The 12349-nt window shown below is 61.1% G+C and carries 11 protein-coding genes and 2 tRNA genes; 8 read left to right on the top strand and 5 right to left on the bottom strand.

The window, feature by feature from the left end:
* Positions 1-399 (bottom strand): hypothetical protein (locus tag ABF990_RS12455; protein ID WP_415506628.1); only part of this gene is annotated, 399 nt, incomplete at its 3' end.
* A gap of 633 nt (positions 400-1032) precedes the next feature.
* Here ABF990_RS12455 and ABF990_RS12460 point away from each other — a divergent pair.
* Positions 1033-1425, top strand: coding sequence for a hypothetical protein (locus ABF990_RS12460; RefSeq protein ID WP_415500767.1), 393 nt, complete (start codon positions 1033-1035; stop codon positions 1423-1425).
* A gap of 700 nt (positions 1426-2125) precedes the next feature.
* The gene (locus ABF990_RS12465; RefSeq protein WP_415500765.1) at positions 2126-2407 is read left to right on the top strand and encodes a hypothetical protein; all 282 of its coding nucleotides are present in this window, start codon (positions 2126-2128) and stop codon (positions 2405-2407) included.
* A 319-nt stretch (positions 2408-2726) separates the two neighbouring features.
* Here the strand turns inward: ABF990_RS12465 and ABF990_RS12470 are convergent.
* Positions 2727-2802, bottom strand: a tRNA-Ala gene (locus ABF990_RS12470).
* A gap of 98 nt (positions 2803-2900) precedes the next feature.
* Entirely contained in the window at positions 2901-3533 is a 633-nt protein-coding gene (locus ABF990_RS12475; RefSeq protein WP_415500763.1) for a Maf family protein, read from the bottom strand.
* Positions 3534-3911: 378 nt separating this feature from the next.
* On the opposite strand from ABF990_RS12475, the gene hemE reads away from it, so the two are divergent.
* Genes hemE through hemJ form a run of 3 tightly spaced genes read left to right on the top strand, consistent with a single transcriptional unit; the run spans position 3912 to position 6139 of the window.
* Entirely contained in the window at positions 3912-4991 is a 1080-nt protein-coding gene (gene hemE / locus ABF990_RS12480; protein ID WP_415492154.1) for a uroporphyrinogen decarboxylase, read from the top strand.
* Complete coding sequence (locus ABF990_RS12485) at positions 4991-5677, top strand: HAD family hydrolase (RefSeq protein ID WP_415500762.1); 687 nt, start codon at positions 4991-4993, stop codon at positions 5675-5677. Before hemE ends, ABF990_RS12485 begins: the two co-directional genes overlap by 1 nt.
* A gap of 9 nt (positions 5678-5686) precedes the next feature.
* On the top strand, positions 5687-6139 hold the full coding sequence (hemJ, locus tag ABF990_RS12490) for a protoporphyrinogen oxidase HemJ (RefSeq protein WP_415500760.1): 453 nt from the start codon (positions 5687-5689) through the stop codon (positions 6137-6139).
* A 27-nt stretch (positions 6140-6166) separates the two neighbouring features.
* Here hemJ and ABF990_RS12495 read toward each other — a convergent pair whose 3' ends face one another.
* Positions 6167-6766, bottom strand: a complete 600-nt coding sequence (locus ABF990_RS12495; protein ID WP_415500758.1) for an NUDIX domain-containing protein — start codon at positions 6764-6766, stop codon at positions 6167-6169.
* 99 nt (positions 6767-6865) lie between these two features.
* Between ABF990_RS12495 and ABF990_RS12500 the strand changes: the two genes are divergently transcribed.
* From ABF990_RS12500 to ABF990_RS12510, 3 genes are all read left to right on the top strand, one after another.
* The gene (locus ABF990_RS12500; RefSeq protein WP_415492158.1) at positions 6866-8047 is read left to right on the top strand and encodes an MFS transporter; all 1182 of its coding nucleotides are present in this window, start codon (positions 6866-6868) and stop codon (positions 8045-8047) included.
* Between the two features lie 150 nt (positions 8048-8197).
* Positions 8198-8782: a TIGR00730 family Rossman fold protein gene (locus tag ABF990_RS12505; RefSeq protein WP_415492159.1), complete on the top strand. Its 585-nt coding sequence runs from the start codon at positions 8198-8200 to the stop codon at positions 8780-8782.
* 68 nt (positions 8783-8850) lie between these two features.
* Positions 8851-8927: transfer RNA gene (locus ABF990_RS12510), tRNA-Pro, on the top strand.
* A gap of 114 nt (positions 8928-9041) precedes the next feature.
* Here the strand turns inward: ABF990_RS12510 and ABF990_RS12515 are convergent.
* Positions 9042-12047 carry a glycosyltransferase gene (locus ABF990_RS12515; RefSeq protein ID WP_415500756.1) on the bottom strand — a complete coding sequence of 1002 codons (3006 nt, stop codon included), beginning with the start codon at positions 12045-12047 and terminating at the stop codon, positions 9042-9044.
* Positions 12048-12349: the final 302 nt, after the last annotated feature.

Below are 12349 nucleotides of genomic sequence, written 5' to 3' on the forward strand. Positions count from 1 at the left end.
CCCGAACATGAAAGGGGCACCCCAGCCCCAACCCCAGCCGCCACCGTAGCCCCATCCATAATACGGGTAACCCCAGCCCCCCCATCCGCCATAATATCCCGGGCCCCAGCCGCCACCGTAACCCCAGCCACGGTCCCAGCCTCCACCCCAGCCACGACCGCCCCAGCCGCCGCCACGCCAGCCACCGGGGCCGGGTCCACCAAAGCGACCACCGCCGCCAAAATGGCCCCCACCAAAATGGCCGCCGCCGGGTCCACCGCCGGGACCGCCACCGCCGCCCGGACCACCGCCACCGGGGCCACCGCCATGCTGGGCATGGACCGGAGCCGTCAGGCCACACGCCATCACGCCGCCCAGCAGCATAGCCAACCCGAATTTTGATATGTCAGCCCGTTTCATGTCCGTGTTTTCCCGTCCTCTGGTTTTAAACCCGCACCCGCTGTCCGGTGGCTCGGCTGTTTCCCGTCAACATTGCACCATACAGGCTAAAATGTGGTGTTTATTGGTCAGGCTTCCAGAGCCGGCACTGGTCTGCCATGCACCATGGCAGGGGCAGCACCCATCCGTCCTGCCATAACGACAGGACCGCTCAAAGCCACCCCCTGACATCCGACACCGGCATCCTGCACTGGCCCGCTGCCGGATAACCCGCCCCGCACACCATCCCCCACCCGGGTCCGCAGGATTACATTCCGCTCATAACCCGGTTCAGCCACGCCCTGTGCGGTCCGTGCCGCCGTCGCGGGCAAGGCTTTACCCCAAATCAACCCCGTAAACGCGCCAGGCCTGCATCCGTCACGCGCTACGCTGGCCGAGCTTGTATTGCATGCGTCACGATCGCGGTTTTCAGGCATTTCTGTGCCGTAGCTGACAGCCTGAGCATGCAAAAGAATCCTGCCCTGAAGGTCACATTTGCATTGCAAATAAGGCATGACAGGTATACATAAAATGAGACGGAGGAAGCGGCGTAACGGCATACGCAAACACTGTCCGCTTTTGCCCCCTAACATGATGGAATTAGGAGGCCGGATCATGGCATGGAAACAAGCTAGCTTTATCACCCTGTGGCTGATCGCCCTCAGCCTGGCGCTGTGCTCGACATTCATCTTTATCGCCTGTGGGCTGAAATTTTCCGTCTTCCATTCCGGGCTGAATGTCGGTCATCAGGAGTTTTCGGACTCTACCGAGCTGTCGCTGTATCTGTGGCAGTTCCTGCCCGAGTCCGGTCGCTGGAACGACTATGTCTTTTCGCTGCCCGGTATGGTGGGACTCAGCGCTTTCCTGACCAGTATTGCGCTGGGATCGTTCGCCGCCCTGCGGCTTGAAGAACTGAACCACCATCGCGATCACGACCGGCAGGCCGACATGCACCGGTGGGACGCCCTGCTGGTCGGTCAGCACGACGCCCTGACCGAACGGGCATAAACCGCGCCTGCACGAGCGGACCTGAAAAAACCGTTCATAACCACACGTAAACCCGGCCAGCCTACTGGCCGGGTTTTTTCATGCCTGTTCGCGCCGGAACGCCTGCGGGCGACGATCAGTCTTCCTGTTTCATGGTTATGTCTGACGCACGTAATTCGGGGTCTGTATTGCGGATATGATCTGGCACATGCGGACCGGCCGGACCTTTGGTCTGCGGGCCGCGAGGGGCGCAATCGCCATCATCGTGCCTGTGTCTCCCTGAAGTGCCCCCGGGAGCACCCCCAAGAGCGCCACCGGAACCTCCTCTGGGACTGCCCTCTCGCCCTTCCTCACCCGGGCCGCCGCCACCCATTCCTACCATTCCCGCAAGACCGGCAAAGCCGCCAGGACCGCCACCATGCCCACCCCCGGGAAACCCCTGAAAAGGCCGGTCGGCCCGACCACAGGCCTGATCACGGTCCCCCGCGCAGCCCGCCATGCCAAGGCACAGAATGGCCACACCAGCGGCCATGAATTTTTGCATGTCGGCACCTCTTCGCATTGCGCAATTCGCTATCGTTGCAAAAGAACCGCGACAAAGCAAAGCGCCAACGCGACACCATTCCATTCCCCCGCCATTGTTCTTGACGGCTGAACGGCCTAGGCTCGGCGCAGGCCGGTTTTCGGCCCCGGTTCATGGTCTTGCGCAAAGGGTATTGGAATGTCTTCTTCTCTGTCAGGTGTGGGTAGCAGTTCCGTGGCCAGCCTGTTCGGCACATCGTCTACGGGCAGTTCGTCGTCCTCTTCAGGATCTGGTTCAAGCTCGTCCTCGTCCAGCACGACCACGAGTGAAATTTTCAATGCCGATGGGTCCATTACCATCGTCGTAAAAGACTCCAGCGGTAATATCGTGTCCGAAACCACGACAGGATCGTCCAACGGCACATCCGGGAATACCGACACCGCCGCGAACGATCTGACCGGTATCGACACTCTGGCCTGATCCGACCGGTACCCTGACAGATCCCGACAGATCTGGCGGGGTTACGGTGCCTCGCGCATGGTGCGGGTCGTCATCGGTTTGCCCCGATGGCGACCGGATTGCGTATCGGACTTCTGTATCGGGCCGGGCCATACATATCTTGCCCGGCCATTACGCAGCGGAGCCCTTTGCTGCGCATAAACCAGACATAGGAACAGGTTTGCAGCCGGCCTGCATGCCTTGCCCGTCATTGGCGCGCACAGACGCACGGCGCAGGAATCCTCTGGCCACGCAGCGGTGTATTTATGAAAATTCAGCGAAATTGGGGAGGGTGAAGAACTGGTGGAGCCAATGAGAATCGAACTCACGACCTCCTGAATGCCATTCAGGCGCTCTCCCAACTGAGCTATGGCCCCACACTGTTCGTCACACAGGCTATTGGCCTCTTGGGGAGGGAACGCTCTGTGTGAGGTGCGTCTTACAGGCTCCTCAAAACGCTGACAAGTCTTTATTTTCAGTCCAGCAGCACATTAATCTGCCGCAGTGCGGCCATCAGTGCGAGCATGGGCAGCCCCTGAATGGTGAAACTGTCCCCCTCAATCCGCGAGAACAGCAGCAGGCCCGGACCTTCCAGCCTGTAAGCGCCCACAGACGTCAGGCATTGCGCGCCCTCAAGCTCCAGGTAACGGGTCAGCACAGTGTCTGAAAAAGCGCGCATGCTCAGGCGCGGTTCTTCCATATGCCGCCATAACACCTGCCCGTGCCGCACCAGCACCACCGCCGTATGCAGGCAGTGCGTGCGGCCCCGCAATGCCTGGAGCTGTACCCGTGCATCCTCCAGCGTTGGGGGTTTGTCATACCACTGTCCGTCGCATGACAGCATCTGGTCAGCACCGATTACCACGGCGTCTTTGCCGGCTACGGCAAGGGCTTTGGCTTCAGCCAGTTTCAGGGCCGTCGCACCCGGCGCAAGCGCGTCCTTCCGGGCCTGGTGTTTCACGCTGTCCTCGTCCACGCCGGGCACATGACTTTCAAACACCAGTCCGGCATTTTCCAGCATGCGCCTGCGGCTATGCGAACCGCTTGCCAGAAGCAGTGTCGACTCGCTGTTCTGTAATAAAGCGGGTGGCGGTACTAAAGCAGGCATGCGGGCGAGTCCCTTTCAGGTACTGGCAGGTACTGGGGTTAAAACAGGCTGTGAGTACTTTCTCGAGTACCGGGGTACATGTGGATTGTACGACGTCGCGAGCATGGCCGTACCGAGTACCGGGCACAACTTGCAGCTTGGCTGTACCGGTGAGTTGTACACAGGCTTACTCTGGATAATTCTGGATAAACCGAAAAAACCCATATTTTGCAAGCCTGTGTAATCTGTACACAGTGTGGGAAAGCTGGGGTACATTTTCGGAATGTCGGGTACCCCGTCATCCACAGTACCCTCTATCTACATCAATCTCTTTTCTTTCTTTTTTTATAGGAAGAGGGGCGTGGACAGCGTGAAAAAAGACGTGCAGGACTTCAGACCATGACAACGCATACGCAAATTCCCTCCGCCAAGCGGCTGTTACGAACCCTGAATGGCGAGGCCCTGTGGCCGCCCCCCATGTGGCTGATGCGCCAGGCCGGACGGTTCCTGCCTGAATTCAGGGCCATGCGGGCGCAGGCGGATTTTCTGACCCGCTGCATGACGCCGGATATCGCTGTGGAACTGACACTCCAGCCCATCCGGCGCTTTGCCATGGATGGGGCGATCCTGTTTTCGGATATCCTGATCCTGCCATGGGCCATGGGACAGTCGCTGCGTTTTGTCGCGGGCACCGGTCCCGTGCTGGGGCCGATCCGTTCCGAACAGGATCTGAACGCGCTGGACCCTGCCCGCATTGCCCAGGTCACGGCCCCGGTGCTAGAAACGCTTTCAAGGCTGAACGCCATCCTGAACGGGCCGGACAGCATAGGGGCCGCGGCCCCGGGTGCCACGACGCTGATCGGCTTTACCGGTTCGCCCTTTACGGTTGCGTGCTACATGGTCGAAGGTAAAGGTTCGCGCGAATTCGCCACCACCCGCCAGATGGCGTTTTGCGAACCCAAACTGTTCGGCCGTCTCATGGACCTGCTGACCCAGACCACGGCCGATTATCTGTGCGCACAGATCGAGGCCGGGGCAGAGGCCGTCATGCTGTTCGATTCCTGGGCGGGCCTGCTACCGCCAGAAGAATTCCGCCGCCACGTGATCGCTCCGACCCGCCAGATCGTCCAGACCATCAAGGCCCGGTATCCGCATGTGCGGGTTGTGGGCTTTCCCCGTCTGGGCGGGGTCATGGTCGGGGAATACGCGCGTGAAACCGGGGTGGATGTCGTAGCCCTGGATACCGGGGCCGATATGCGGATCGTGCGGGACATGGTGCCGTCGCATATCGGGTTGCAGGGCAACCTGGACCCGGTGGCCGTGCTGGCGGGGGGCGAGGCCATGCGGGCCGAAGCCCTGGCCATTCGCGAGGCCGGTCGGGGCCGGGCGCATGTGTTCAACCTCGGTCACGGTGTCATTCCCGAAACGCCGGTGGATCACGTTGTGGATCTGGTGCGCACCGTGCGGGAAACACCCTGATGGCAGGCGCTGTCTCCGTTCCCGGTATAACCGCGCCCAGACTGGTGATTTTCGATTGTGACGGCGTGCTGGTGGACAGCGACGAACCCTGCTGCGTGATCTGCGCGCGCGAAGCGCGCAAAGCAGGCATGGACGTGCCCGATGATCGGGCCGTGCAGACGTTTTCGGGCATGGCGCTGCCCCTTATTCAGGACCTGATCGAACGCGAAACACGTTCGTCGCTGGGGGCGGACTGGGCCAGCACCATGCAGGCGCGTTTTGTCGCCGCCATGAAAGAGGGGGTCGAACCCGTGCCCGGCGTGCATGCCATGATCGAGGCGGTTAAAAAACTCGGCCTGCCCATGCGGGTTGCCTCCAATTCCTCGATGGAGGAAATGAACGTCAAATTCGCGGCGACCGGGCTGACGGCGCATTTCGCGGGTCGTACCCATTCCGCGCGGGACCTGGGCATACCCAAGCCCAAGCCCGATATCTACCTCCAGGCCGCGCGGGATGAAGGGGTCGCCCCGCGGGACTGCATCGTGCTTGAAGACAGCGACCCCGGTGCCCGGGCGGCGGTGGATGCGGGCATGACCTGTGTTCTGCTGCGTGCCGCCGACCAGCCCATGCCGGACTGGCCGGGTCTGATACAGATTGAAAAACTCTCGGATTTTCCAGAAATTCTTCAGAACCGACTGAACGCGTAGGAGCCAGCCATGGTCATAGACGCCCTTCTGCCCTGGACCCGCTGGCTGCTGGCGTTTCACGTCATGTCCGTCATGGCGTGGATGGCGGGCCTGTTCTACCTGCCCCGGCTTTTTGTCTACCACTGTCAGGTCGTGTCAGGCACTGCGGAGAGCGAGCGGTTCAAAACCATGGAACGGCGCCTGCTGCGCGCTATTACCACGCCAGCCATGTGCGCAAGCTTTGTGTTCGGGACGCTGCTGGTTCTAACCCCCGGCGCGGTGGACTGGCAGGCGGGGTGGTGGCATCTCAAACTTGTCAGTGTGGTGCTTATGGCGGGTTTTCATGGCCTGTGCGCGCGCTGGTGCCGCGAATTCGCGCATGACGACAACAGACATGCCGAAAAATTCTACAGGATTGCGAACGAGGTTCCGACAGTGCTGATGATGGTCATTGTCATCATGGTCATTGTCCGCCCGTTCTGATCCCTGATCGGGTTTTGTGGGAAAGGGTCAGATCAGTCCCTTGAGTTTGACAAGCCCGAACGCCGCGATCGTGACCATGCAGGTGATCTCCCCGGTGCGGATCATGTCCTCGAAGCGGGATAACGCGATTGTGTGGCAGGTCATGCCCTCTTCAGTGTCTTCGGGCTCTGGCGGACCCTGTGTCAGGCCGGTCGCAAGATAGACATGGCCTTTCTGGCTGGAATAGCCTGCTCCCTGGTACAGTATTCCGGCATGCACCAGTGTCCGGGCGCGCAGGCCGGTTTCCTCGCGCAGTTCCCCGCCTGCGACTTCATGCGGCGGGGCCTCTGGCCGGTCTTCCCACATGCCCATCGGCAGTTCCCACAAATATGCCTGTACGGGATAGCGGTACTGCCGGACAAGCGTTACGGTGGGCTCACCATTCCCGTCCTGTCCCACAGGCAGTATGACGACAAAATCACCCCGTTCCACCACGCCGTAAAGGCCGGTCTTTCCGTTCGGGCGGCGTATGATATCCTCCCGCACCGCGGTCCAGGGGTTCCGGTAGGCGATCCGCGATGACACGGTAACGTAGCCGCCCGGATCGGCATTCGGGTCGGTTTTAGGGTCCGCTGGGGGCTGGGTCATGGCGGATATCCTTCCCTGCTCGGGGTTGTACCCTTTCAGGCCGCGATGTCGTGGCATGAGAGTATTTGATAAAACATAGAAGCGTCTAAGGTCACGTTGATGTTGAAACTGGATGCGGCAACACGCAGCATACTGGCGGTCGTTCTCTTTACATTGCTCTGCTATGTCGAAATCGGTCTGCAGATGGTTGTCGTCTCCCTGTTCGTCAAGGAACAGTTGGGGTTTTCACTTGTCTGGGCGGGTTTTGCCGTCTCCGTTCAATACCTTGCCACGTTCGGTTCACGGGGCTGGGCGGGCAACAGGATCGATCTTGTCGGCCCCAAGACGGTGGTGCTGTGGGGGCTGGTCATAGGCGTGCTGTCCGGGCTGGTGCTGGTGGCGGCCCAGATGGCGCAGGGTCTGCCCATGGTTGCCTTTGCCCTGGTTCTTGCCGCGCGTGTGACACTGGGTATTTCAGAAAGCATGGTGGCCACGGCCGCACTTGTCTGGAATATCCGCCGGGTGGGCACGCCCCATACGGCGCAGGTCATCTCCTGGAACGGGGTGTGTTCCTATGGCGGTATTGCCCTGGGGGCACCTGTGGCCATGACAATTTACCAGAATACGCCATCCGTGCCGGGCGGGTTGAGTGCCGTGGGGCTGTGCTGCGCGGGGCTGATGGCGCTTGGTCTGCCCTGGGCCGCCATGCAGCCGGCTGTCAGCCCGCTGGAAGAAGGCAAACGCCTGCCTTTCCTGTCCGTGCTGGGCAAGGTCGCACCTTATGGCGTGGTGCTGGCGGGCGGGTCTATCGGGTTCGGGGCTATTTCCGCGCTGTATGCGCTGTATTTTGCCGATCGGTCCTGGCAGGGGGCGGCTACCGGCCTTTCGGCCTTTGGCGTGATTTTTGTCATGACCCGGTTCGTCCTTACAGGCCAGATCGCCCGGCATGGCGGCTTGCGGGTGGCCATGTTCTCGCTCCTGGCCGAAGCCTGCGGCCTGTCGGTCATCGCCATCGGGCATACCCCCCTGCTGGCCGACATGGGCGCTGCCCTGACCGGCGCGGGTTTTGCCCTGCTGTTTCCCGCCCTTGGGGTGAGTGCCGTGGCCAGGACCGGCCCGGAAAGTCGTGGCGCGGCCATCGGGGCGTTTTCGGTTTTTCTTGATATTGCCATTGGTCTTTCAGGCCCCGTGCTGGGTATGATCGTGCCGGTGGGGGGCTATATGGGCGTCTACCTGACAGCGGCGGTGTTCAGTGTTCTGGGTGCCGGGCTCTGTCTGGCAATGATAAGCCGCGACGCCTGAACCGGCTGTATCCCCCCTTTGCCAGAGACCGAAAATCTGGCGTATCATGCACCGCGCCGTGTGGCACGGCGGTCGGACCGGGGCGGCAGGACGGATAACGGCTTTGCCTGCCGCTACTGCCCCGGGAACAGAAAACGGAGAAATGCCGGTATGGTGTCGCGCGCTGCGTCTGTCGCTGTGTTTTGTGGCTCCCGCATGGGGAACAACCCTGTGTTTCACCAGACAGCGCAAAATGCTGGGGAACTTCTGGCCCGTCATTCCGTAAGGCTGATTTACGGCGGCGGGGCGAACGGGCTGATGGGCGTCGTGGCCGATGCCGCCATTCGCGCCGGTGGGGCGGTTACCGGCGTCATTCCTGATTTTTTGAAAACACGCGAGAAAATGCACGACCGTGTTTCGGAACTGATCGTGACAAGCTCCATGCATGAGCGCAAGCAGATCATGTTCACGCGGGCGGATGCGTTCTGGGTGCTGCCCGGCGGCTTTGGCACGTTCGACGAAATGGTGGAAATCCTGACCTGGAAACAACTGGGCCGGCACAACAAGCCCGTTCTTCTGGTCAATGTCGCGCAATGGGGTGATGCGGTGCTGGCCATGCTGGACGAAGCCGTAAACCAGGGTTTTGCAACGCCCGAAGCCCGTGCCCTGATCCGTGTCGTGCCTGACGTACGGGCAGCCCTTGCCTGTTCCATACCGGAAAGGCAGGACAGTCCCTATCCGGTCGATACGTTGTAACCCCCGGACAACCGGTATTTCTGCTCTTGCTTCGCTGGCAAGAGCGCTGTATAGGCACATTACCAAATCGGAGTGTAGCTCAGCCTGGTAGAGCACTGTGTTCGGGACGCAGGGGCCGGAGGTTCGAATCCTCTCACTCCGACCAGGAACGCGCCTGACGCGTTCGGTCATTTCCCCTTTATAGACAAGCGCAAAGAACCGGCAGTCCGGCGTGCCACGCCTGCGGCATCAAACTGTACCGGTTGTTGATGCCGGTTCGTCATACCCGTTCCTTTGCCGTTTTCTGCACCAGGCGCAGCCATGGGTGGCGCTGTTCCATCAGGGCGACAACCCGCGCCTTATGCTCGGCGGTTTCGGTCACGCTGTTTGTCATGGAACGGGAATGCACGCGGTATTCGGCCAGTATCTGCGGTACATGCGTGGCTTTTAGTCCCAGTTCGGCCAGGGAACACCACAGGTCGTAATCCTCCCACCCCATGGCTGCGCGGTCCGTGTAATACCCGCCCGCCGCGGCCCACGCCCATTTGGCCACAAGGGCCAGTGCGTCGATAAAGTTCCCTGCCATCAGCCGCATGGGCTGGAACGGGGCTTCCCCCATCAGGTGGGGGTGGGGCGATGCGCCAAACTGCGCAAGGGTGGGGTAGGCATAAGCCGTCATGTCGTCCATTGCGGCCAGCAGGTGGGCGCAGGCGGCAGGCAGTAGCCGGTTATCTGCATCCAGTGGCAGAAAGAACGGTGTTTCCGTATGGGCCACGCCGCAATTACGTGCAGCCCCCAGCCCCGCATTCTTGTCCGTGCGGAGCAGAAGCAGCCGGTTGAAACGTCCGGCATGGCGGCGCATCCAGTCCTGCACCAGAGCAACCGATCCGTCGGTCGAGCCGTCATCCACCACAATCAGGTCCAGCGGGTGCAGGGTCTGCGCCCTGACCGACTCCAGCGCCTCCAGCACGACGGCGGCGTAGTTATAAACGGTCACAACTATGCTGAGTGCCGCATTGTCCAGCCTGTCCTGTTCGAACAGGGTGGTGCATTCGGGTATGTCTGGCAGGTCTGTCATGCGGTCTGGCAGGCGCGCGATCAGGGTTTCCGCCGCGTGGGCGGCGGCGTCCTCGCCGCGTAATCCGTCCAGGAGCGTGCGGAAAAGCCGGGTCTGGCGTTGGGGGCCGAACTGCCACAGAACCGCGTGGCAGGCATCGCGCGCCATGCGGGTGCGCAGCGCCGGATCGTTGATCAGACGGTTCAGCGCCTCCGCCCATTCGGCCGGGGTTTCGGCCAGCAGGCCGGTCCGGCCATGGATCACGCAGCGGCGGAACGGTGCCGTGGGGGACACCACACAGGGCACACCGGCCAGAGCGGCTTCAAAAAACTTCAGTTCGCTCTTGGCATTGCAAAAGATACTCTGCGTCTGGAGAGGGGCAATGCAGATGTCGAACCGGGCCAGTTCCTGTGCAAGACCCGCAAGGGGCATCGTATCGCGCCATTCGATCTGGGCGTGGACCGTGCGCAACGCAGGAAATTCGTCAATCATCAGCAACGGGCGATGGTTTTCCGGTTCACGGAACAGCACAAGCCGGGTTTGCGGGTTGTCACGCAGGACCGTAACAACAGCCGGGCAGATCTGCGCAAAATCCTTCTGGTGTGTGCGTGACCCGGTGGCATAGCCGATCCGCACCAGCCCGTCCGGGTGGGTGGCTTTTCTGGCCCGACAGGCCAGTCGTGCCTGGGCCAGAAAAGCCGCGTCATAGGTGTTGGGCACGGTATGGGTTGCGGGGCGGTACACGCGCATGGTGTCAGCCAGCGCGTCGGTCGGGGCAAATCCCATATCCGCTTGCATCAGGGTGCGTTGCATATCGGTAAAGACAGTTTCTATCCGTTCTTCCGTTGCACCTGCGCTGCGAATGCCATCGATCAGGTCGATCCGGGCCATATGGGGAATAAAGGTCAGGTCATCCGTATCGAATATGATCCGGGCACCTTTCTGGCGGGCCAGTTGCAGCATCACACTCACATGTCCACTGAACGCGACCCGCCACAGAACCAGTATATCGGCCCAGGCAATGTCACCGGGGGTGACGGCGGCACAGTCTTTCCACGCGGCGGGGTAGCCCGCGCGCGCGCAGGCGGCGGCGTTGCGCACGCAGCGATACTGCACCCCTGGTGTATCGGGTTCACCGGCAACGAACAGAACATGCAGCATGGTGGGGGCGGCAGGACGTGCCGCTGCTATGCCGGGCTGGTCCGTGCAGGGCGGTGGGGGGGCTACGGCGGGTGGCGCGGGCAGGTTGGGGAGCGTGAGCGGTCCTTTGAGAATGGTGCGGGCCAGCAGGCGCACAAGTGCTGGTACGGAGGACACACGCTGCCGGACAGCATCGAATGCCGGCCTGCAATCGGACACTATACGACCTGTAGCCTGCATGTTTTCGTAGTCGTCGTGGATACGGGTACGGGTGGTGGCCGCGCTGTTCCGCAGGGCCGAGAGTTCAAGTGCGGTCTGATGCGCCCGAACCCGAAGAGCCAGCATGTCGGTGTGTGCGTGACGCAGGCCGGCGTGCAGGCTTTGGTTTTCATGCGCTGTGCGGGCCAGTTGGGCCTTGTCCAGCCAGGCCTGTCCGGCAAAAGCGATCTGCTGGCGCAGGAATATGGCCTCGCGCGTGGGGGCGGTGGTGTTTGCGGGCGGCAGGAAAAGCGCCAGACAGTCGGGCTCGGGTGGAACGGCCAGAACTCCCAGCCCGCTGCCCTGGTTGAAGCAGAAGGATAAAACTGTTTGAGAAGAAAGAATGTTTTTCCAGTCAGGGTATTTTTCCAGCCCGGATTCGGTTGCCGCAGGGTACAGGGGGGCCTGCACACCGTCACATAAAAACAGGCTGCCGGGCGGGGCTGCCGGTGGGGTGCGCTGAGCCAGTCTGTCCGCCTGCCATGCCAGCCATGCGGTGCGTGCCAGATAATACAGCCCTGCGTTTTCAGGCTGGAACGCACACGATGTTTCATGGTGAACAAGCTGTGTCGGCAAAGCGCGGACATGTACGAAAAAGGCCAGTGTGTCGCGCACGGTCCGGCCTGCGCCGACCAGTGTCAGCGTTGGGGGGGCGGTGTTTGCCATCAGCCACATCAGAAAAGGCAGGTGTTCGCACCCCGCCGTGTCGGTATCATGCATGATGACAGGATCGAACAGCGCGGAATAAATGCTCCGCTCATCCACAACGTGGCGCGGGCGCGCGGTGGGACCGGGGACAATCCGGGGGGAAGGGGCGGGTCTGTCGGGCATGCAAACGGGACCGGGCCTGATGTTTAGGGACAAAAACCGGAGCGAAGTCTGACGTACGAAGTCTGCATGGTGCCGGGGTTCCCTACTGGAAAGAGACAGGCACCCGCATACCGGTTTGGGTGTAACGCCCAGGAATGTCGATCGGGTTAACGAGACCTGTACAAAAAGACAATATTTAACCCAGAATTAAGATAAAGCCGTCCGTAAATAAAATATTCATAAAATAAAGTGACGAAAATTATGGGTATTTTTACAATTATACTGATCTATAAAACATCCATGGCCTGCATGTTGCCATGCCG

This window comes from Acetobacter sp., assembly GCF_047723915.1.
GTDB lineage: Bacteria > Pseudomonadota > Alphaproteobacteria > Acetobacterales > Acetobacteraceae > Acetobacter.

Excerpts from the sequence above, each read along its gene's own strand:
- ABF990_RS12465 (WP_415500765.1), top strand. The coding sequence starts at position 2,126 with ATGTCTTCTTCTCTGTCAGGTGTGGGTAGCAGTTCCGTGGCCAGCCTG.
- ABF990_RS12475 (WP_415500763.1), bottom strand. The coding sequence starts at position 3,533 with ATGCCTGCTTTAGTACCGCCACCCGCTTTATTACAGAACAGCGAGTCG.
- hemE (WP_415492154.1), top strand. The coding sequence starts at position 3,912 with ATGACAACGCATACGCAAATTCCCTCCGCCAAGCGGCTGTTACGAACC.
- ABF990_RS12515 (WP_415500756.1), bottom strand. The coding sequence starts at position 12,047 with ATGCCCGACAGACCCGCCCCTTCCCCCCGGATTGTCCCCGGTCCCACC.
- ABF990_RS12495 (WP_415500758.1), bottom strand. The coding sequence starts at position 6,766 with ATGACCCAGCCCCCAGCGGACCCTAAAACCGACCCGAATGCCGATCCG.
- ABF990_RS12485 (WP_415500762.1), top strand. The coding sequence starts at position 4,991 with ATGGCAGGCGCTGTCTCCGTTCCCGGTATAACCGCGCCCAGACTGGTG.
- ABF990_RS12500 (WP_415492158.1), top strand. The coding sequence starts at position 6,866 with ATGTTGAAACTGGATGCGGCAACACGCAGCATACTGGCGGTCGTTCTC.
- ABF990_RS12505 (WP_415492159.1), top strand. The coding sequence starts at position 8,198 with ATGGTGTCGCGCGCTGCGTCTGTCGCTGTGTTTTGTGGCTCCCGCATG.
- hemJ (WP_415500760.1), top strand. The coding sequence starts at position 5,687 with ATGGTCATAGACGCCCTTCTGCCCTGGACCCGCTGGCTGCTGGCGTTT.
- ABF990_RS12460 (WP_415500767.1), top strand. The coding sequence starts at position 1,033 with ATGGCATGGAAACAAGCTAGCTTTATCACCCTGTGGCTGATCGCCCTC.